The 20,053-nt window shown below is 50.5% G+C and carries 19 protein-coding genes; 1 reads left to right on the top strand and 18 read right to left on the bottom strand.

Translation table 11 applies throughout. The annotated features are described in order from the left end of the window. Nucleotides 1–6 precede the first annotated feature (6 nt). The 11 genes from V3C10_06725 to V3C10_06675 all read right to left on the bottom strand — a co-directional run bounded on the left by V3C10_06725 (nucleotide 7) and on the right by V3C10_06675 (nucleotide 11,704). Nucleotides 7–270: an HPr family phosphocarrier protein gene (locus V3C10_06725; GenBank protein ID WVP63501.1), complete on the bottom strand. Its 264-nt coding sequence runs from the start codon at nucleotides 268–270 to the stop codon at nucleotides 7–9. Nucleotides 271–290: 20 nt separating this feature from the next. Further along, nucleotides 291–1,676 (bottom strand): CdaR family protein, encoded by a 1,386-nt coding sequence (locus V3C10_06720; protein ID WVP63500.1) that lies wholly within the window; start codon nucleotides 1,674–1,676, stop codon nucleotides 291–293. Continuing rightward, complete coding sequence (gene cdaA, locus V3C10_06715) at nucleotides 1,657–2,529, bottom strand: diadenylate cyclase CdaA (GenBank protein ID WVP63499.1); 873 nt, start codon at nucleotides 2,527–2,529, stop codon at nucleotides 1,657–1,659. The genes V3C10_06720 and cdaA overlap by 20 nt, the downstream gene beginning before the upstream one ends. A gap of 34 nt (nucleotides 2,530–2,563) precedes the next feature. Continuing rightward, nucleotides 2,564–3,508: an ABC transporter permease gene (locus tag V3C10_06710; GenBank protein WVP63498.1), complete on the bottom strand. Its 945-nt coding sequence runs from the start codon at nucleotides 3,506–3,508 to the stop codon at nucleotides 2,564–2,566. Beyond that, nucleotides 3,505–3,933: a hypothetical protein gene (locus V3C10_06705; GenBank protein WVP63497.1), complete on the bottom strand. Its 429-nt coding sequence runs from the start codon at nucleotides 3,931–3,933 to the stop codon at nucleotides 3,505–3,507. Before V3C10_06705 ends, V3C10_06710 begins: the two co-directional genes overlap by 4 nt. Before the next feature lie 114 nt (nucleotides 3,934–4,047). After that, on the bottom strand, nucleotides 4,048–5,268 hold the full coding sequence (locus V3C10_06700; protein ID WVP63496.1) for an ABC transporter permease: 1,221 nt from the start codon (nucleotides 5,266–5,268) through the stop codon (nucleotides 4,048–4,050). Beyond that, complete coding sequence (locus V3C10_06695) at nucleotides 5,259–6,059, bottom strand: ABC transporter ATP-binding protein (GenBank protein ID WVP63495.1); 801 nt, start codon at nucleotides 6,057–6,059, stop codon at nucleotides 5,259–5,261. Before V3C10_06695 ends, V3C10_06700 begins: the two co-directional genes overlap by 10 nt. A 75-nt stretch (nucleotides 6,060–6,134) precedes the next feature. Then, nucleotides 6,135–7,613, bottom strand: a complete 1,479-nt coding sequence (locus tag V3C10_06690; protein ID WVP63494.1) for an efflux RND transporter periplasmic adaptor subunit — start codon at nucleotides 7,611–7,613, stop codon at nucleotides 6,135–6,137. A 242-nt stretch (nucleotides 7,614–7,855) separates the two neighbouring features. Continuing rightward, nucleotides 7,856–9,025: an amidohydrolase gene (locus tag V3C10_06685; protein ID WVP63493.1), complete on the bottom strand. Its 1,170-nt coding sequence runs from the start codon at nucleotides 9,023–9,025 to the stop codon at nucleotides 7,856–7,858. 82 nt (nucleotides 9,026–9,107) lie between these two features. Then, nucleotides 9,108–10,508 (bottom strand): AbgT family transporter, encoded by a 1,401-nt coding sequence (locus tag V3C10_06680; GenBank protein ID WVP63492.1) that lies wholly within the window; start codon nucleotides 10,506–10,508, stop codon nucleotides 9,108–9,110. A 47-nt stretch (nucleotides 10,509–10,555) separates the two neighbouring features. Continuing rightward, nucleotides 10,556–11,704, bottom strand: a complete 1,149-nt coding sequence (locus tag V3C10_06675; GenBank protein WVP63491.1) for a pyridoxal-phosphate dependent enzyme — start codon at nucleotides 11,702–11,704, stop codon at nucleotides 10,556–10,558. 122 nt (nucleotides 11,705–11,826) lie between these two features. Between V3C10_06675 and V3C10_06670 the strand changes: the two genes are divergently transcribed. Next, a complete protein-coding gene (locus V3C10_06670) occupies nucleotides 11,827–12,696 on the top strand; it encodes a LysR family transcriptional regulator (protein ID WVP63490.1) in 870 nt (289 codons plus the stop codon). A gap of 148 nt (nucleotides 12,697–12,844) precedes the next feature. On the opposite strand, the gene V3C10_06665 is transcribed toward V3C10_06670, so the two are convergent. The 7 genes from V3C10_06665 to V3C10_06635 all read right to left on the bottom strand — a co-directional run bounded on the left by V3C10_06665 (nucleotide 12,845) and on the right by V3C10_06635 (nucleotide 20,022). Continuing rightward, a complete protein-coding gene (locus V3C10_06665) occupies nucleotides 12,845–13,786 on the bottom strand; it encodes an aminopeptidase (protein WVP63489.1) in 942 nt (313 codons plus the stop codon). A 29-nt stretch (nucleotides 13,787–13,815) separates the two neighbouring features. Continuing rightward, entirely contained in the window at nucleotides 13,816–14,484 is a 669-nt protein-coding gene (locus V3C10_06660) for an AroM family protein (GenBank protein ID WVP63488.1), read from the bottom strand. 48 nt (nucleotides 14,485–14,532) lie between these two features. Further along, complete coding sequence (locus V3C10_06655; GenBank protein ID WVP63487.1) at nucleotides 14,533–15,480, bottom strand: DUF1177 domain-containing protein; 948 nt, start codon at nucleotides 15,478–15,480, stop codon at nucleotides 14,533–14,535. Nucleotides 15,481–15,502: 22 nt separating this feature from the next. Further along, complete coding sequence (locus V3C10_06650) at nucleotides 15,503–17,089, bottom strand: OPT/YSL family transporter (GenBank protein ID WVP63486.1); 1,587 nt, start codon at nucleotides 17,087–17,089, stop codon at nucleotides 15,503–15,505. A gap of 27 nt (nucleotides 17,090–17,116) precedes the next feature. Next, nucleotides 17,117–18,214, bottom strand: a complete 1,098-nt coding sequence (locus V3C10_06645; protein WVP63485.1) for a DUF917 family protein — start codon at nucleotides 18,212–18,214, stop codon at nucleotides 17,117–17,119. A 43-nt stretch (nucleotides 18,215–18,257) separates the two neighbouring features. Continuing rightward, the gene (locus V3C10_06640) at nucleotides 18,258–19,025 is read right to left on the bottom strand and encodes an IclR family transcriptional regulator (protein WVP63484.1); all 768 of its coding nucleotides are present in this window, start codon (nucleotides 19,023–19,025) and stop codon (nucleotides 18,258–18,260) included. Nucleotides 19,026–19,251: 226 nt separating this feature from the next. Further along, the gene (locus V3C10_06635; GenBank protein ID WVP63483.1) at nucleotides 19,252–20,022 is read right to left on the bottom strand and encodes an IclR family transcriptional regulator; all 771 of its coding nucleotides are present in this window, start codon (nucleotides 20,020–20,022) and stop codon (nucleotides 19,252–19,254) included. Nucleotides 20,023–20,053: the final 31 nt, after the last annotated feature.

Genomic DNA, 20,053 nt, shown 5'->3' with positions numbered 1-20,053 from the left:
ATTATTTTACTCGCCGAGGCCGTCGTTCACGATCTTTAACATCGCGGACAATGCTTCCTCCTCGTCTTTACCGTCACAGATAAATTCAATCTCATCCCCGCATTTGATGCAGGCCCCCAGAACGCTCAGCACGCTCTTGGCATTCGATACTGAATTTCTGAAACTGAACATAATGGAGCAGTCAAACTTTCCAGCTTCATTACAGAAAATCCCGGCCGGCCTCAGATGGAGGCCGATTGGGTTCCTAATTTTTATTTTTGCCTTAACCATGACAAAATAACCCCTCTTTACTATTCTTCCGGCTTACTTTCAGCAGGTTTTGATTCAGCCGCGCTGCTTTCAGCCGATTTTGTCTCATTTGATTTCGTTTCATTTGGTTTTGATTCACCCGCTTTTGTCTCGGCCGCGGTTCCGGAAACCACATCGGCCGGTGACTTCTCGGCAATCGTGATCGACACTTCGGGATAAGCAATTACTTCGAATGCATCATCCAGCTGAAGCGACACCCTGACGTTATGGGTTCCCACTCCAAGCCCCGTCACATCGGCATGGATACTCATCTTTGCCGTGGAAAGGCTGTCCAGATCCTCTTTGAGCCCGCGCACTTTGATTTCCGCTTTCTCATCGTCAAATGTGTAGGAGTAGCCGTCCGACTTACCGCTCATCGGTATGTCCTTCGTATCTACCGTAAACGTCTTCTCTCTCAGAGGCTCCACCTTGAGAACCACCTTAATGACCGTATCGCTCATACCGGCTATCGTGACGTTCGGTTCCAGGAAATCCTTCAAATCGATCTCGCAGACCTTGTCCGTGGTGGCGCCGTCGATGTTGAGAAGCGGATCTTGAACCGTTATCGTGCTCATACCCGCCAGATCCGACTTAAGTCCTGCCACTTCCACGTTCTTAACGCTTGTCTCCACGCCCGTATACTTGTATCCCTGGGCAACTTCGCCCGTGACCACAAAGTCGAGCGGCACCGTCTTGGTCTTAAGAACCTGCATTGTATAACTGATGTCTCCGCCCAGTACTTTTACGCTGTCACCAAGCTGCTCCATCAGGCTGTTTCCGTTGGCATCAAAGAATACAGGAGTTTCCGTCCCGGAAATATCGCTGCTGACGCCGTCAATATTAAACTCAATACCAACTCCATTGATCTGTCCAATCAGTGAAACCGGTCCCTTGATGCTCACATGATCCGGGGACATCGTAATCTCACCCGGCTGGTATCCGTCGGCCAGATTGCCGTACGGCAGCGCCTTTAACGGGAAATCCTTAGTCTGCAGCGCTTCCGTCTGTATCTTAATGACCTCCGGCGATTTTACCGTCGGCGTCGTCTCAAACAGTTCATTGTTATTCACAACCTCAACCTTGATCGGGATGGCTCCCGTCACGTCATACATCTCGGCAAGATCCGCATATGCCCTGAAATCACTGGTCTTTATCTTATACTTATCCTTGGTCCTGATGCGGTAGGTAATAACCGCCGTCTTCTTTCCTACTATGTCGTAGGTCAGATCCGCTTTTTCCAGAACCTGTTCGTTGATCGGTTCCACCGGAACCTCTTTTGTGTCTGTAGTCACCGGATTGGCCACATTCACAACAGCCAGCCATACAAAAAATGCACAGAGCAGGGAAATCAGCTTCAGTCCGGAATTTTTAGTCAGCTTTTCTTTCATTCTTCCGCCTTCCCTTCCAAATCTTAAATCTGCCTGCACTCGTCTCGTCATGTTTTACCAGGGTCGACAGAAGGCTCCTCAGCTCGTCTCCGCTTGCAACTCTGCGGAGCTGGCCTCCCGATGCCACCGACACGCGTCCCGTCTCCTCGGAGACAACGATTGTCACGCTGTCCGTCGATTCACTGACTCCAACGGCAGCCCTGTGCCTTGTTCCCAGGTCTTTGCTGATCGCCATGTTGTCCGACAGAGGCAGATAACAGGTTGCAGCCGTGACACGGTTTCCCCGGATAACGACGGCGCCGTCGTGCAGGGGTGTATTGTGTTCGAATATGTTGATCAGAAGCTGGCTTGTTACGATGCCGTCCACTTCGATTCCGGTTCTCTCGATCTCTCCCAGGGAGGTCGCTTTCTCGATTACCATCAGGGCGCCTGTCTTCACCTTGCCCATCTCAAAGCTGGCTCTCACCAGTTCATTAATTGTCTTCTCGGTAAAACTTTCATTCTTCTTCACGTCATCCGCCGTAAACAGGTTGGTCAGGACATTCTTGCTGCCAAGCTGTTCCAGGGCCTTACGAAGCTCCGGCTGGAAAATAATCAGAATAGCCGTCACCGCAATATAAGAAGTCTTTTCCAGCAGCCACAGGATCGTATCAAGTTCCAATATGGCGGCCACAAGGACGAACGCAAATATAAAGAGAATACCTTTCAGGAGGGTCCATGCTCTTGTATTCTTAATCCATACCAGCATCTCATATACAACTATCGTAATAATTGCAATTTCTATGAAGTTTTTGAAAGTAATCTCCGGCACAAATGCTATCCAGGAATACAGTTCCTTAATAATATCGGCCATGCGCTCACCTCCTCTTATCTTTTTAATCTGTTTTTTATTTTTGTCTCGGCGTCCTCCGCGTGTTAATCTTCTGCACCTTTACATCGGGTTTTGTCACCGCGATCTTCGGAACCGCCTTCACATAGTAATAATAATCATCATCCTCAAACTGAACAAACTCTGTCCTGCTATAGTCTACGGCAAATACAAAAAAGTGATACACGCCAGCGACCGCCGCCGACAATAAAATCGCAATAATAAGGCCCGGCACCGATACCGACACGCCGAACTTAAAATCACCAATAAAGATTACAACTAACTGGATAATGGAACCGGCCGTGATCGCGGCCCCCCAGGAATAGTTAATTGAAAGATTTTTAACAACGTGCACCACCAGGACGCCCAGGCATCCCGCCGCAATCATGACAAGCATGGTCTGGTTGCCTATCAGGCTTTTCACCACCTGGGCAAAGACCTGGGTCATCTCGACCTGTTCGCTTCCCGCCAGGAAGCTGCTGTTCTGCTTCACATACATAATTACGTAATAAATGAAAATCCCGCAGCTCATCGGAATTACCGACACCAGGCTGCCCGCCAGCCCCACTAAGAGCGGAATGGCAAAGGGTATCTTGAAAAAGAACAGGATCGGCGTCACTAAAAGAAGGATGCTGTCCCCCGGCTGAAACCCGTAATAGAGCAGGACCACAATAAACAGGAAAATGCACGTGATCACCGCCACCTCCAGGGATGCAGCATACAGCTGTATTAAAAGAAAACCGCCGGCCAGAAACGCGATGGTCCCGTACGGCAGGCAGGTGGCTACAAGTCCCATGGCCACCGGTACCAGGGAGCCCGATATTTTAGGCATAAAACCGGCATTCCTGTTTATCAGAAATATAGCGGTAAACGCTACAATAAACTTCAGTACTGGGATTACAAATGCGCTGTTTTTACCATAAAATGCTTTGAGCCTCTCTTTAAAAACCAGAAGTCCCTTCATACGCGTCTGCCCTCCCTTGCAAGTTCCCTGGAGCGGCTGTGGTAGTCATAGCGCTTGTCCAGATGTTTTAATTTCGCAATATAAATACGGTTCATTCTCGCCTGATAATCGTATCTCCTGCCATAAACGGCACAGATTAGCGCCATATACAGAACAAGCCCCACAAGGTAAAACGCTCCTCCCTTCCAGGCAAGGCCTGTAAGGGCATCGATACCTATGGTGCTCAGGAAAACATCCATATTAAATAAAACCCATATGGCCAGAATCATCATGCAGCATAGAGTATAGCTTATAAAACCGCGTATCATGTTCCGGCTGATATAATCACCTTTGAAGTAGCTGGTAACGGATGTCATCCGGCCGCCGTTCTTTTTCTCGAAAACGGCCAGGTCGGTCATCAGCCTGATCTTCTCTTCATTGAGCATAAGTTCACTCCCCATTTACCATAAACGTATCAATTTATTATAGCATAAGTTCAGGTAAATGGCGAGTGTCTTAAATAATTTTCATAAAATTGTAAAAATAATGAAAATTTGCTTTTATTCGTACCGCAGTGCGTCAATGGGGTCGGATTTCGCCGCTTTCGACGCGGGATAGAGGCCGAAAAAGATTCCGACAACGGCCGAGAACGTCACGGCCACCAGGATCACTCCCGGTTTGACGATAGTCGGCACACCGATTGCGGCACCAACCAGGGTGACGAGGCCGCCTCCCAGAAGAATTCCAATCAGTCCTCCGCAGGCCGAGAGAATCGCAGATTCCGTAAGGAACTGGATCAGGACGTCCCTGGTTCTTGCTCCCAGCGCTTTTCGGATGCCGATCTCCCTGGTCCTCTCCGTCACGGATACCAGCATGATATTCATGATTCCGATACCGCCTACAATCAGGGAAATTGCGGCAATGCCGCCCACTGCCATGGAAAGTCCCGCCATCATGGAGTCTACCTGCCCCATCTGGCTGATGGCCGTCTCCATATAGAATTCTGACTTCTCACGGCCCTTTGTCTTTGCCACATAGGTCAGGAGATCGTCGTAAAAGGTATTCAGCTCCGCCTCACTCATCGTCGTATCCGCAAAGAAATGGCAGTAATAGAAGTAATCATTGGGCCAGGTTAAGAGAGTCCACGGTATGTATGCGCTTCCCTTATCACTCGGAGTGCCCATCATCAGTTTCTGGAAGGCGCTCTGTTTCTTTTCGTAGACGCCCACCACCGTAAATTCCTGGACATTTCCATAGAGCTGGGTTCTGAAGGTCCGGCCCACGGCGTTATCCGTGCCGAACAGCATTTTGGCGCTGCCCACTTCCAGGACCGCATTATTTCTCCTTGCCTTGACATCGCCCTCATTTAAATATCTTCCGTACAGAATATCCACGGGCTGCACATCGTTGTAATTATAGTCGATTCCCTCGAAATTGAACTTAATCTTGTTGCGTCCGGCAATGGCATCGGCCGAGGTGGACATGGAGCTGTCGATGTAGCTGATTTTGTCGCCAAAGACCGATTTAATGCGGCTTAATTCATCCATTGTAAAGTAATCGCTCTGTCTTGTATCGTCAATCCAGTAACCGATTCCCAGGTATGCCTGGGTGATGCCGATATCCTGGTAGAGGCTTGAGAACATTCCCCTCATCGTATCGCCGATAGATACAATCGAGATAACAGAACCGATACCGATGATAATTCCAAGCATGGTCAGAAACGACCTCATCTTATTGGCCCGGAGGGCTGAAAAAGCCATGAACATATTTTCTAACAGCATGGCGCCACCTCCCTCTCCAGATCCTCTCTCTTCTTATTTTTCACATCGCTTACGATTTCGCCGTCACGGAACCGGATAATCCGCTCCGTAAACGCCGCTATGTCTTCCTCATGGGTGACCACAACCACCGTGGCTCCTTCTTTGTGAAGCTGGGAAAAAAGTTCCATAATTTCAACCGACGACGCCGTATCCAGGTTACCGGTCGGCTCATCCGCCAGGATCAGAGGCGGCTCGTTGGCCAGCGCTCTGGCGATTGCCACCCTCTGCCGCTGTCCGCCCGACATCTCATTGGGCATGTGCTCCGTTCTCTCGCCAAGGCCCACACGGCCAAGCAATTCCACGGCGCGTTCATGCCGTAGTTTTTTCGGCAGATGCGCATAGGTCATTGGAAGTTCCACATTCTTTTCCGCCGATGTCCTGGATATCAGATTGAAGGACTGGAATACAAATCCTATCTTCTGGTTCCTGATTCTGGAAAGCTGATCCTGGTTCAGAGCGGCAATGTCGATTCCGTCCAGGTAGTAATGTCCCATTACCGGTCTGTCGAGGCAGCCGATAATGTTCATCAGCGTGGATTTTCCCGAACCGGACTGGCCCATGATTGCCACAAATTCACCTTTTTTGATAGTCAGGTTTATATTCTTAAGGCCGATTACCTTGACTGCGCCCGTATCATACACTTTGCAGAGATTGACAATTTTAATCAACTCATCCGTATCGACTTCCGGCAGCTCCGCTTTCCGGTCCAGCCTTTTTCTGATTTTGCTCCGGAGTTCTTCTCTGTCAAACATGGTCTGCGCCTCCCTCATTCTGTTCCGTCACCGACCGCGCCGTTTCAACCGGAACTGTTCTCATTCCAACTGTTTTCATCGGGCCGTCACCGCCATTCCCTCCGCAAGTCCGGCCGGAGAAATAACAATCTTCATTCCTTCCGTCAGCGCGCCTTCCTCGACAGGATTGATTTCGACGTCGAGATCACTCTCCACTCCCGTTGTTACCGGAATCATATGTATTGTGTTCGTAGAAGCGTCGATGGAAGCCACATTGGTACTGCCGTCCTCGGCGGTCACTATGGCGGTCTGAGGAACTGTAAATACGCCCTTGGCCTCTCCCGTGACAAGGGATGCCTTGGCGGTGATTCCGGCAATCAGCCCGTTCGATGCCCCGCCTTTAATCTGGATCGTTGCGGGAACCACACGTTCCGACGAGCCGCCGCCCTTTTCCTCGCCGGTCGGGGAGATGGAGATGATCTCTCCCTCCTGGCTCACGCCGTTTAAAATGTCGGCGTCAATCTGTGCCTTCTGGCCCACTTTCACCTTGGAAATAGAGTATTCGCTGACGGCAATCTCCATCTCCAGATTATCCAGGTTCTCCACGATAAACATCGGTTTTTCATCCTCCGGTTTATCCGCGAACTGTCCCACCTTGGAATTGACACGGACTACCGTACCCGTGATCGGGCTTTTCACCTCGGCGTTTTCCAGATCCGTCTTCTTCTGATCCAGCTCGAACTGCGCCGATTTAACCTTTAATTCATAGGATTTGTCAGGAAGGGCCTTTCCTTTTTCCACGGTATAGGAGTCTTTCTCCCTTGCGGCATCCTTAAGCGCGTTGCTGGCCGCCTCCAGATCGGCCGAGGAGATATCGCCTGCGTCAAACAGGACCTTATTTCTGTCGTAATTCAGCTTTGCGGTATTGTAATCCTGAACCGCTTTTTCATATTTGTGCTGCGTGTCCCTGATATTTTCGTTATATTCACTGACGGCAAGGTCATAGGAATTCTGTGCGATATCGACTGCTTTACGGGCGTCGCTGCTGTCGATGACAGCCAGTGTCTGTCCCTTTTCCACCCGGTCGCCCTCCCGGACCATGATCTGAAGCACTTCCGCATGGAGATTGGAAACCACGTCCGCGCTTTCCGTCCCCGAAACAGGTCCGCTGAGGCTCAGCACTTCGGTCACATCACCCTTTGCCAGAGGCATCGCCGCCACGACGGGAACCACCTGCTTATTGCCGCCCAGGACAATGCGGCCTCCGACGAACACCAGCAGTACGGCGCATCCGCCCACAATCAGCTTTTTCTTTTTGCTCCAGTGGCCGAATTTTTTCTTTTTCTTCTTGCTGCCGCTGTGATCTTCCTTCAGATATTCTTGAAGCTCCTGCTCGACCACCGCCACATTTTTCTGCACGGCGAAATCCGGCTGGATTTTCTCATCGGACGATTTTTTTACATCTGTTTCTGCATTCTCATCCGATTCTTTCTCCGCCTCTTCCGGAGAAGTGGTTTCGTCATACATTTCATCATACATGCTTTCATTCTCATCTTTTTTACTTTTATGCCACATAATCTTGCTCCCCGTTTTCTATTTTTAAAATTTTTGTTTTCTAACCTAATAAACGAAGTATGGCAAAGGATTACTTCAAATACAATATATTTCCACGATATTCAGGAAATTGTAAGATTTCTGGACGTTTCTTCCAGAGAATTTTTCCAGAAAAAAACAGGCAATATTGCGGAAGATGCCGTGCCGCATCTCCACAATATTGCCTTCTTTCTCTTTTCTTCTTATTGTCCGTTCTGCCTGTTTCACTCTTTTCCCAGATAATCCAGCGCGAACTGCGCATACAGTCCCGCGGCATACACCAGCGCGTCCTCGTCGATATCAAATCTCGCATGGTGATGTGGATAATACTCTTTTTTCTCTGTATTTTTTGTGCCTACAAAGGCATAAAGCCCCGGTACAAGACTGCTCAGCCTGGAAAAATCATCGCTCGGCGTTATTTTTTCGAAACGGATCAGCGCCTGCTCACCAAAAAGTTTTGTTACACTTTTCTCTGCTACAGCCGACATCACCGGATGGTTCACAATCGGATTGCCTGAGCCGGGTATAAACTCCACTTCCGCGGCGGCCCGGTAAGTCCTTGCAGTCTCCACCGCCACACGGGTAATTGCTTCATTCAACGCCGGAATCAACTCCGCGTTAAAGAATTTCACGGTTCCTTCCAGCCAGGCGTCCTGAGCTAATACATTAAATTCCGTCCCCGCATGGAAGAGACCGATGGACAGAATCACCGGATCCAGCGCATTGAACTCCCGCGTTATCATCCCCTGCAGGTTCATCACAAGGGCGGATGCTGCTAAGACAGCATCTACGCCGGACTGGGGCATCGCTCCGTGACCGCCTTTTCCTATCACATGGATTTTCACCCTGGCCGATGTGGCCATTCTGACTCCTGACTCCACCGAAATTTTCCCCACCTCAATGTCATTCCACAGATGCAGGCCCATCACTCCATCCACTCCGTCCATTACACCGGCGTCTATGAATGCCTGCGCCCCGCTGGGCGCTTTTTCCTCGTTGGGCTGGAACAGCAGCTTCACCGTTCCGCTCCATCCCGGCGTCTCTTTCAGAATCCTGGATGCCGTTAAAAGGCTGGAAATATGGCCGTCATGCCCACAAGCATGCATAACTCCTTCATTTTCGGATGCATATGGAAGTCCTGTATCCTCACAAACCGCCAATGCGTCTATGTCGGCGCGCAGAGCCAGGGTTCTGCCCGGGCCTTCTCCTTTTATAATACCTGCCACCCCGTTTTTCAAGCAGCGGTCACATGGTATTCCAAGCTCCCTAAGCTCCTTTTCAATCCGGTCCGCCGTGGCAAATTCACTGCCGCTCACTTCAGGGTGACGGTGAAATTCCCTCCTGAGTTCCCTGTTATAATTCTGATATGATTTTGCTGCCTTTAAAACATCCATTCTAAAACTCCTTCTCCGGCTCTGATTTTTAATCTTATCCGTCTATCATTCACTTTCTTTTATCTGCGGCTACTGTCTCCTTTTAAAAAGGCCCATATCCAATCATTGTGGCAACGGACAAAATCGCACAGCATTCCACCGTCAGAATGATAAGAAGGGGAGATACCCATTTTGCCCACTTAAGCCAGGGGATATTACCGATTGCAATAGCTGCCATGAAATATCCGACGGTGGGGGAAATAAAGTTTGTAATACTGTCACCCATCTGGAAAGCCAGCACGGCAGTCTGTCTGGTTACCCCGACCAGATCCGCCAGGGGCGCCATAATCGGCATCGTAACTGCAGCCTGACCGGAACCAGAAGGAATCAGGATATTGATGAGCATCTGTACGATAAACATGCCCGAGGCACTGGCCCAGCCCGGCAGATTTCCCACCACGCCTGCAGCCGAATGAGTAATCGTATCCAGAATATTGCCGTTTGTCAGCACTTCAGAAATAACTCTCGCCAGCCCTACCGCAAGCACGCCGTACATCATGGATTTTGCTCCATCCACAAAATGCCCGGCAAATTCATTGGCGGTAAATCCGCCCGCAACGCCTGCCACAACGGCAAGTGCAAAGTACATTGCCGTTATTTTTCTTACATTAAAACCAAGTTTGAAAATTCCATAGAAAAGGACCACAAAGCTTCCCAGGAAAATGAAAAGAACCAGCTTTCTCCGTCCGGTTAACGGCGGAGCCAGAGATGTATCAACTGCAATTTCCAGATTTTTATCCGCCTCATACATGGAGCTGGATGACGGATTTTTGCGTATCTTCCGACAGTAAAGGAAGATGTACAGGGCACACGGGAGTGTCAGGAGTACAAAAGCCACCATCCTGAAGGGAATTCCGGAAAATGCCGGTAAGCCTGCAATTCCCTGTCCAATTATAAATGCACTGTCGATAAAGGACACCGAGTATCCTCCAATCCCTCCCACCAGCATGAGAGCGACGCCCGTGATTGAATCAAACCCCATTGCCATCGCCGCCGTCACCGCTATCGGTATAAACGGCAGAAGGGATTCCGCGCTGCCCCTGAGGCCCAGCAGTGCACCCATTGCCATAATTCCAAACAGCATGAAATATACTTTTCCGCCCTGCAGTTTTTTCATGGCCGTACCAAGTCCTGCATCAATGGCGCCCGTTTTATTGATAATATGAAAGGCGGCTCCCGAGAGTATGGTCAGCACGATAATACTGGCCGAAGCAATAATTCCGTCCGGCACCGCCAGCAGCATATCTCCAACTCCAACCGGCGTCTGTTCTATATAATGAAAAGACTCCGGATTGACTACCATGCGCTGTGTGCCAGGATCTTCGATCCTGTCGTAGGTTCCGGATGGAACAAAATAGGTCAGGATGGCGGCCAGCACAATCATTCCTATCAGGATTACAATTGTATCCGGCAATTCAAATATCTTTGTTTTTTCCCGTTTCATAGTGGTTCTCCCTCCTCTGTATTTACAGTATCCCTCTGACTGCAATATTACGTTAACATCATTTCCGGCGGATTTTTAAATCCGTGCGATGTCGCAATCACCAGCACTCCGGCCCCTTCCGGTACCGTTCCTTCCTGCCTGAGTTTCCTTAAGCAGGCAATAGGAAGCGCCGACGAGGATTCAAGATAAAGGCCATATCCTCCCAACTCCCTTATGGACGGTTCAACCAGATCCTGCGGGACGCTTACGGCAAATCCCCCGCTTTCCCTGAGCGCCGTCACGGACTGGACGGTCACTGTCGTACCTCCGATGGAGGGTGTTTTTTCATATTCCCCTTCAAAGTTTTTTCGGCATTCTTCCACTCCGTTTATTGTTTCAATTCTCGGAAACGGTTCTACTGCAATCAGATGCGGAATTTTTCCTATCCGTCCTGCAGCCTTCAGTTCTGCAAACCCCTCATAAATGCCCCAAAGCAGATCTCCCCTGGCCACCGGCACCATGATATAATCGGGCAGGATTTCCATTTCTTCATACAGTTCATAGGATATCGTCTTGTAACCCTGAAGACCGAAACAGCAGCTTCCCACCGGCGGATCCATCACGTTCGTTGCACTAAGCCATCCTTCCGTCTCCATCTTTTCCCTGAGAAACGTCCACCGTCCGGACGCTGTAGGCGTAATGATGAGTTCGGCGCCCGCCGAAATAATCGCGGCTCTCCAGATCGGGTTGATGGCATTCGTCCCCACAATTTTACATTCAATCCCGGCAAGGGCCGCATAGCAGGCCAATGATACGCCCTCATTTCCACTGGAAGCCGCGGCGACGACCTTATGTCCCGTCTCCTTTGCCCTGGCAACGATAAAGGGATTCATCCTGTCCTTATGGGAACCGGTCGGATTTTGAAACTCATTCTTAAACCACAGTTCCTTCACCCCATATTGATCTGCCAGCGACGGGATTGAGATGAGGGGCGTATTTCCCTCCCCGAGAGACGGGAAATCATCACAGGGAAGCATCCGGGCATAACGTTTCATCCCACGGACTCCTTCCCGCGCTTCCCACTCTCCGTCATAATGAAAAGACACGCTGGATGGACGTCCCGCCTTGAGACAATTCGGACATCCATACGGATAATCCCCCGTTTCCAGGACGGTTCCACATTGAATACAGTACATCCTGCTTATTCTGGTATTCATAGCTCTTCTCCTTTTCTTTTTCTTATCTCTTGACATAACTATACTTCATCCGTTATGATTTGTACAACGCAAATAAATGGTTGTTATTATCGATTTTTTCGATTGTAAAAGAGGGAGGATTTATGGACCTGGAAAACCTGAAAACCTTTGTCACTCTGGCAAATCTCGGTAATTTTACCCAGACGGCCCAGCAGCATATGATCGTTCAATCTACGGTCAGCAGCCGGATCCGGGAACTGGAACGCGAAATCGGAACTCCTCTTTTCATCCGGGAGCGCAAAAACGTCCGTCTGACTCCGGCCGGGGAGTATTTTCTGACCTATGCCACGCAGATTCTCACACTGGAAGATTACGCTCTGTCCGGAGTCAATATGCTTGGCGTCTATTCTGACTCCCTGCGCATCGGTTCCGTCCATACGTTGTATGACTGTCATCTGGGACGCTGCCTTGTTCCTTACATTAAAAAGTATCCTGATATCTCGGTCAAAGTTTTGCTGGATCATTCCAGGAATCTTCTGAATATGCTCTATGACGATATTATCGACCTCTGTTTCACCTACCGCCGTTTTCCTCACCCGGACTATCAGTGCCTGCCTTTTCAAACAGAACGGATTCTTTTGGTAACGGGACCGGATAACAGGGAGTATCAAAAGGGGGTATCAAGTGAAAAACTGAGAAACCTTCCGCTCTTCTATTCCGACTTTGTTGAGGCGACCGAATCCTCCTGGTTTCATCAGGTTTTTCCGAAACACTCCGTCTACCCGTTGGAAATTGATGTGGGGAATAAACTAATCTCATTTCTGGAAGAAGGTATGGGATTCAGCTTTCTGCCGGAAAGCGCTGTCTCCGAAGAACTGACGAAAGGAACACTGATTGAAATCCCGGTTCCGGAACTGAAGGTTCCGGAACTTAAAAGTTACATGATCCTGAAAAAGCAGACGGCCGTAAAACAGTCCGTCTGCTGCTGGATGAGAGATGTGCTTAAAGTCTAGAAAGAAATTTTAATGGGAATTGATTATATACATTTAAAAAGAGTGATCACCGGTCATGTCAATTTCAAATGTCTGACATAATCTGTGACCACTCTTTTTAACTGGTTAGTACTGTGACGCATTTTCCACCTGCATTACCGTATCACAATTAAATCTGAAACTCCCCGCCCTTAATAATCAGCCGGTCATCCAGATACAGATCCGGTTTCAGGATAATTCCATCCATATGGCAGTCCGCTTTCACCGTTCCGCCGAAGGATACATTGGTTCCGAAGGCGATATGGACCGTCCCGTACACCTTTTCATCTTCCAGGATAACACCGCAGAGAATGGCTTTCTCATTTGTGCCGATTCCCAGTTCTCCGAGTGTTGCGTTGTTTTCATTGGCCAGAAGTACGGACAGTTCCTCGCTTCCTTTGCCGCGGATTTCCTTCAGCTTTCCGTTCTCCACCTTCACAAAGAGCGGCTCTTCCAGTTTGCCAAGGCCCACCATGGAGCCGTCTATCTTCATTTCTCCGTTGGAACCGTTTTCTAGCGGGGCAATGTATGCCTCGCCCGACGGCAGGTTGCCGGCGGCTCCCTTCGTCCGGTAAACGCCTGTGCTGGGCACGCCTTTTCTGCCTTCCAAATCAATGGTCAGGACATAGCCCTCTTTCTCGATCCTGGCTGTCTTCGCACTCGTCAGAAGCTCCGTCACCTGTCCGGTCAGTTCCTCGACGCGGGCGTAATCGGCAGTCATGGCTCCCTGGTAAAGCATTTCTTCCGCAATGTTGGGCATGGTCCCGATACGTGCTCCGTTCTTTGCCGCCGCAATCTTTGCGTTTGTATGGGTCAGGGATTTTGCCGTCGGGCAGAGAACCACGTCGGCACTCAGCATCGCGTCGGCTACCGGTTTCGGCGGTTCCTGTCCCGAGTACTCCCTCTCCTTCATCGTCATCAGCAGCGCCTCACAGCCGAGCTGTTTCGCTGCCTCATAAAATGCCTGGCCAATGGCAATTTTGTTGTCGTCCGTCACCACCAGAACGGTTTCTTCCGGTTTCACGTCCATGCATCCGGTCAGAATCTTTTTTGCACAATTGATAATATCCATTTTATCTGCTGCCTCCCTTTTCTACTGCGTTAACCGGCTATCTCACCGGCTATCCTGGCCAGGAGCGTTCTTCCAAGCACCACCGGTTTGCCGCTGAGCGCCTCCATCTCCTGTTTCGTGGAAACATTATATCCGATACAGTCCAGGACAATCAGGTCTACCGGCTCCTCCCGCATCTGCTGCGCCGCCCGCGTAAGCTCGGCCGGATCGCCGTAGGGCGAGGCCGCCAGTACCTTCACCTGTTTCACCAGTTCCTGCCATTTGCCCCTGGCCTGATCTATCTGTTCCGCCTTTGGGGTAATCACGCCGATGCTGGAGTTCGGAGTGAGGACCGGCACAACAGCGTTCAGCAGGTCACAGGGGAAAATCAGAGGGACACGGCTCCGGAAACAGTCCGGAAACTTGCCCGTACAGAAGAACATAATGAACTTGACGCCCTGTTCCTCCAGCCGCTCGATGCAGGACTGCAGCCGCGGCAGGATATATTTTTCGGCAAATACAACCGATGTTCCGTCCAGGAGCTTTGAAATAAGCACATAGTCTCCCGGTTCCGGCGCAAATGCCTCAATCTCTTCTCTGGTCAGTCCGTCCAGGCCTCCCGCCTGAAGCAGGGTAACCCCTTCCCCCAGAAGCGGAAGTACATCACAGGCCACATCCTCCCTGGGAGCCTGTCCGATGGTAATCGCCCCTATTTTCATAGCCTTCCCCTCTCTCCTCTACTGAATCTCTTTCTACTAAATTCCTTTCTACTGAATCTCTTTCCCGTCGAGTGTCTGGAGACGCTTCATGGAACCGTAGAGTTTCCTGAGCCTTCCGTATTCTTCCTCGTCATACAGCCTGCACTCACCGCGTCCATATGCCTTGGCCGCTTCAAGCATAAAGCGGGCCGCCTCCTCCAGATCGGTGATATGGCTTGCTCCCGTCGCGCATCCCGGAACCGCCGTCTCGGTCGTTATGGCGACTCCCACAACCGGTGCATCCGTTGCCGTTGAAGGCTGAAGAATACTGTTCAGATGATAGACGTCGTTGCCGTAAGGTGTGATATCCTGCATGGACAGAGCAAATACCTGGGGATATTTTCCCGTTGTTATCTGCATCAGATCCAGTAAATCATCGCTCACCTTCAGGATATACCCCTCTTTGACCGTCGGGGAAATGGCAAAGCCGCGGTGGTTGATGATCCGGTTGCCCTTTGTCGTGTCCACGGACAGGATGGCATCCAGTTCACCGTTCACTTCCTCCTTATTTACCTGAGCCATGTCAACCGGGGAGCCCATAAATGCCACCGGTTTGTGGGGCTGGGTCGGCGCATTGGGGCAGATGTGGGTGGATATCACCACGTCGCCGTCCAGATAATCTCCTTTTTTCTGCATATCCAGAAGCTTTGCAGCTACCGCCAGGGCAACCAGGGCGCCGTCCCCGTCAGACACAAAGCCCAGTCTCTCCGGTCTCGCTCCCAGGCCGCCGAGCCTTCCGAGAATGCCCATCGTATGGGCGTCTTTTCCGGCCGATTTGCCGTTTGTGCCGCAGATGCGGATCCGGATCATGTCGGTCTTCCCACGGGCGCCTTTCAGCTCATAGACGGTTACATCGGCATTTTCATTGACGCCGCAAAGATAATCTTTCACCGCCGCCCCGCTGGCCGTACTGCTGTCCAATATATCATATAATTCTATTAACTGTTTTAATAACATTGCATTGTCCTCCCGGTTATATTTAGAAGAATGCCTTGATAACATTGGAGAAGAATCCGAAAAGTCCGTCTCCCGCGATAAAGCCGGCATCTCTTACTTCCATGAATTCCGTACCAAAAATCATGCGGACCACAACTGCGATTAATACTGCAATTCCGTAGGTCGGGTTGTTCAAAAGAAGTCCTGTTGCAAAAAGCACGCCCACCATCTTGTTTCCAAAAACAAGCTGGATGATGGCTCCCGGTACGGCCCAGATGAGCAGTTCCTTAATGATGGCGGCGTCGGCCCCTGCTGATACGGCCGTTGCAAACACCTTACTGATCGGGGGCATGATATCCTGTTTCATAAACATCATGGCAAAGAACATTACCACCACAATACCGATCACAACACCAATAAATTCAATGATAACCTGCTGCTTTCTTCCGTAGAGTTCTCTCTCACGGTCTTTGCCTTCGCCGCGCAGAATCCAGCCCGTCTTTAAATCGTATCCCATGTCTGCGAAACATGGTCCCGCGGAACCGATATATCCGGTCAGCACTGCCAGCGGAAGCGGTTCAAAGCCCATGAAAATTCCGAGTGTCATAAAGATGGTCGTTATGGCAAAGGCCGGGAACCATCCGGAGTGCATGGCCGCCATGCCGACGAGCATCATGGCTACGGTTGAGGAGAATGCCGCCCAGATGACCCAGATGACAATCTTTCCCGGTGCCATTCCTCCGATGATGCCTGTCACCGCCGCAGTAACCATCGCGCCGATTGCGTAGGCCCCAAAGCTTGTAAAAATCGTCTTCTTGGCCGCTCCCGCCGAAACCGTCACGTCGTCCACAACCGGTTCCACGGGGCCTGCCTTCTTTTTATCTTTAAATATAATAAGAAGAGACTGGATTAAAGCAACACCGCCGGCGCCAATCATGACACCCTGCGGAATATTGGAGGCTCCCATGTTGAATCCGCGGAAAATAACGGTGGAGTAACCTCTCAGGATTAAACCGATTCCAAGTCCTGCCATGGAGAAAATGTTTGCAATAAAAACGATACCGATTCCGGCCATCGGAATCTTGAAATAGCTTCCGACTACGCCGAGGGCAAGGCCTTCTATCAGCCTTTTTCCCTTCTTTCCGCCCTCATCACCCGCCTGGATGGCACTGGCCGTGGCAACTCCGGGAGGCCATGCTCCGCGTGCCGGGAATATCTTGGAATCGAAAAGTCTTCCGACCACGATTACGGAAATTCCGGTTCCTACGATACATCCAACCGCCATCGGCATGATGTATTCAGCCTTACCGATTCCGTATAAAATACCGACCGCGATGAATCCGCAGTTGGCTGCGGAGAATCCGGCTCCGGACACGATTGTCTGCAGCAGGTTCTGTCTTTCAAGGGAACGGAACTTTGTCATGGATGCAAGCGGTATCCTCGCAAGCAGCATGGCAAAGATTGCTCCAATCAGGGAAGTATTCGGAGTAACGCCGACTTTTCCGATAATCTGCATACAGATGATTGCGGAAAGGACTGCCAGAAGAACGCCAATTCCAATAATCTGCGGTTCAAATGCCGATATGTGTTCGTTTTTCGCCCTGTTAACATTCTTGTTTTCTTCTTTCATACTATTTACCCACCATCCTCTTTCGTATTATCTGCTGTTGCAATCCGCCTCAGGAAAGACATAGGAGATCATCTCCTTCTCCACCGCTTTCTCACATGGAACAAATAATTCCGGATCCTTCATTCCGGCTCCCAGCTTGATTTTCGTCCTGTCGACTACGAGAACCGCCGCCGTCATCCCCTCCTTCACCTCGGCCGAAGTGACCGGAATTCCAGTCTCCGCATCAAAGGTCATAATAAGGTCCGGGAACGTTGCCAGCCTTTCGCCGTTCTTTTCCGCCGTCATATATTCATTCCAGAAAGTCAGTTCCACATCCCCGACCTTCACAACACCCGTGTCAAATCCGCCGCTGCATTTCAAATCCACCTGCTCTACTTTTGCCTTTGCAATAATGCTGCCTCCCAGGAAATCACAGACCGCCCTCAGCACCGCATCGGCTCCTCCCTGTTTCGCAGCTATCATGGCCTGCCCGAGTTCGATCGCCTGCCTTACCGCGCCGCAGGCTCCGTTCTCCTTTGCATAGGCAAGGGTTACCGGGTTTCGTGCAACTGCCACAAGGCCCGCGGCCTCCACGGCCGTCTCACGCACCAGTCTTGCTACGCTGCCCAGGCTGCCGCCTGCCGCCATCTCGATCCGCCTTCCGTTCTCACGTCTTCCTCCGACTGCCGCCTGGTAGGAATAGTAATCCGGTATCCGGTGAAGTCCCATGGAACCCATCACACCGGTCGGATGTGCCCTGCCGTTACAGGGAGCGTCTACCAGAGGGATTCCCAACAGGGCGCTCTGAAGCCAGCCGTTGACCGATGCACTTCCTCCCGCCTCGTTGGTAATAATGCCGTCCGCCTTAATTCCCATCTTCTCACAGAGTACGGTGACAACGCGTCCGTTATCCATCGGATCCACCCAGGCTTCCGTAGCGGACGGCGCTCCTACGTTTGACACGTTCACAAGAACCGCATCCTCATCCATATCCTCCGGATCTACCAGCGTCACGGGTGCAAGCTCCAGTCCCAGTTTTGCCGTCCTCATTCCCTTTTCCATGGAGCCGCCTCCGCCTCCGCCCAGAACACAGCCCCCTAAAACCGCCGCCTCCAGATGTTCCATTGTCAAATTAAGTTTCGCCATGATATCCTCCTTGTTCCTCTTGAACTATTTCTCTTATTCTTTTTTACATTCCCTGCTCTTCGGCTCCCGACAGACGGCTTATCTCCGCAGCCGCGGCCGCGGTCTCCTTCAGGTAGGAGTCGAATTTTTCTTCTTTCATACCGACGCTGTATCCGCCGACGCTGATGCAGCCGGCCAGCCTGTTTCTCATCCCGAATACGGGAATACCGATGGCAAAAAGCCCCGGCGAAAGGAGACCTCTTGTATAGTCGTATCCTCTCTTTCTCACTTCTTCCATCTCCCCCTCAAGCTTCGTCTTTTCCTCTTCTGTAAGTTTCAGGGATGAGATGTAACCTTCCCTTGCTTCTTCATCTGCAAATGCCAGCAGAGGACGGTTGGATGCACCCTTGTGGATGGGATAGATTCCTCCTATGCGCATCGAAAGCTGCAGCTCATCCTCCACATCCAGCTTCTCCACACAAAGGCTCTGCATATCCACACTGACCGTGAGATAAACGTCCAGGCCGCATCTCTGTTTCAGCTTCTCCATCACGGGATATGCCGTCTGCCTGATCTCCTGAGAGCGTATCGCCTGATAACCGAGCATCAGGCTTTTCTCACCCAGATAGTACCGTTTCCCCGCCTTCTCCTGGCGCAGGAATCCACTGTCGGTCAGTGTATAAAGCAGGCGGTATGCTACGGCCGGGCTCATATTGAGCTTTTCGGCCACAAAACTCAGGGTGATTCCCTCGTACTCACGGAACAGGTACAGTACGTCCAGCGCACGCTCTACCGTCTGGAGACCCTTTGCATTTTCACTGCCTCCGTTCATTGTATCGCCCCTTTCTTTTTCCTATTTGAGGAAATCATTTTCTTAAATAGTAATTATGTTATTATGATAAATCACTAAAGCAATTCTGTCAATCTGTTTTCATTGAATAATTATACAAAAAACAGGCTTGTTTTTTGTCACTTTTGCAACAACTCTTTCCGCGCACCAAAAAAAGCGGGACGAAGGACACATATCGTATTCCTTCATCCCGCCAGGGTAATCATTGTCATTCTCCCGGATATTCCTCCGCACCGAACAGGCGGCTCAGCTCCGCCGCAGCCTTTCTTGTCTCATGGAGGTAGAGCAGACGCTGCTCCTCTTTCATATCAAAACAGTACCCACCGATACTGATACAAAAAACAAGTTTGTTTCTCATTCCAAACACGGGAAATCCAATAGAGAAAAGTCCCGGTGTCAGTAACCCCTGCGTATGATCATAACCTCTTTTCCTGATCTCCTCCATCTCACGCCGCATGGCATCCTTCTCTTCTTCCGTGATATCCAGAGAACCGATATATGTGTCGGCCTTCTCCCGCTCCATGTATGCAAGCAGCGGACGGTTCGACGCCCCCTTATGGATCGGATAAATTCCTCCCACTCTCATTGAAAGTTGCAGATCATCCTCCACATCTATCTTTTCCACACACAGACTCTGCATATCAGCGCAGGAGGTTAAAATCACTCCCAGGCCGCATTTTTCCACCAGTTTTTTCATAATCGGGTATGCCGTCTTCTCAAGTTCCTGGGACTGAATCGCCCTGTAGCCAAGCAGCAGGCTCTTCTCCCCCAGATAATATTTTTTGCTGGCCTTCTCCTGTCTGAGAAAGCCGCTGTCTGCCAGTGTATACAAAAGGCGGTAGGCCACCGTTGTACTCATATTCATCTCCTCAGCCACAAAGCTCAGAGTAATTCCGTTGTACTTATGAAACAGGTACAGCACATCCAGCGCACGCTCCACCGTTTGAAGATTCTTTGATTTGTCTTTTTCCTCTTTCATTGCAGTTCCTTCTCCCTGTCCGGTTTCCCGC

It is taken from the genome of [Clostridium] symbiosum, from assembly GCA_036419695.1.
GTDB lineage: Bacteria > Bacillota > Clostridia > Lachnospirales > Lachnospiraceae > Otoolea > Otoolea symbiosa_A.
Note: the sequence above shows the minus strand (reverse complement) of the source record. Positions and strands in the feature narration are given on the sequence as shown.

What these genes read in the sequence shown, in the direction of transcription:
- V3C10_06700 (WVP63496.1), bottom strand. Translation starts at nt 5,268, where the DNA reads ATGCTGTTAGAAAATATGTTCATGGCTTTTTCAGCCCTCCGGGCCAAT.
- V3C10_06720 (WVP63500.1), bottom strand. Translation starts at nt 1,676, where the DNA reads ATGAAAGAAAAGCTGACTAAAAATTCCGGACTGAAGCTGATTTCCCTG.
- V3C10_06710 (WVP63498.1), bottom strand. Translation starts at nt 3,508, where the DNA reads ATGAAGGGACTTCTGGTTTTTAAAGAGAGGCTCAAAGCATTTTATGGT.
- V3C10_06725 (WVP63501.1), bottom strand. Translation starts at nt 270, where the DNA reads ATGGTTAAGGCAAAAATAAAAATTAGGAACCCAATCGGCCTCCATCTG.
- cdaA (WVP63499.1), bottom strand. Translation starts at nt 2,529, where the DNA reads ATGGCCGATATTATTAAGGAACTGTATTCCTGGATAGCATTTGTGCCG.
- V3C10_06705 (WVP63497.1), bottom strand. Translation starts at nt 3,933, where the DNA reads ATGCTCAATGAAGAGAAGATCAGGCTGATGACCGACCTGGCCGTTTTC.
- V3C10_06685 (WVP63493.1), bottom strand. Translation starts at nt 9,025, where the DNA reads ATGGATGTTTTAAAGGCAGCAAAATCATATCAGAATTATAACAGGGAA.
- V3C10_06645 (WVP63485.1), bottom strand. Translation starts at nt 18,214, where the DNA reads ATGGCGAAACTTAATTTGACAATGGAACATCTGGAGGCGGCGGTTTTA.
- V3C10_06680 (WVP63492.1), bottom strand. Translation starts at nt 10,508, where the DNA reads ATGAAACGGGAAAAAACAAAGATATTTGAATTGCCGGATACAATTGTA.
- V3C10_06635 (WVP63483.1), bottom strand. Translation starts at nt 20,022, where the DNA reads ATGAAAGAGGAAAAAGACAAATCAAAGAATCTTCAAACGGTGGAGCGT.
- V3C10_06690 (WVP63494.1), bottom strand. Translation starts at nt 7,613, where the DNA reads ATGTGGCATAAAAGTAAAAAAGATGAGAATGAAAGCATGTATGATGAA.
- V3C10_06665 (WVP63489.1), bottom strand. Translation starts at nt 13,786, where the DNA reads ATGGATATTATCAATTGTGCAAAAAAGATTCTGACCGGATGCATGGAC.
- V3C10_06655 (WVP63487.1), bottom strand. Translation starts at nt 15,480, where the DNA reads ATGTTATTAAAACAGTTAATAGAATTATATGATATATTGGACAGCAGT.
- V3C10_06650 (WVP63486.1), bottom strand. Translation starts at nt 17,089, where the DNA reads ATGAAAGAAGAAAACAAGAATGTTAACAGGGCGAAAAACGAACACATA.
- V3C10_06675 (WVP63491.1), bottom strand. Translation starts at nt 11,704, where the DNA reads ATGAATACCAGAATAAGCAGGATGTACTGTATTCAATGTGGAACCGTC.
- V3C10_06670 (WVP63490.1), top strand. Translation starts at nt 11,827, where the DNA reads ATGGACCTGGAAAACCTGAAAACCTTTGTCACTCTGGCAAATCTCGGT.
- V3C10_06640 (WVP63484.1), bottom strand. Translation starts at nt 19,025, where the DNA reads ATGAACGGAGGCAGTGAAAATGCAAAGGGTCTCCAGACGGTAGAGCGT.
- V3C10_06660 (WVP63488.1), bottom strand. Translation starts at nt 14,484, where the DNA reads ATGAAAATAGGGGCGATTACCATCGGACAGGCTCCCAGGGAGGATGTG.
- V3C10_06695 (WVP63495.1), bottom strand. Translation starts at nt 6,059, where the DNA reads ATGTTTGACAGAGAAGAACTCCGGAGCAAAATCAGAAAAAGGCTGGAC.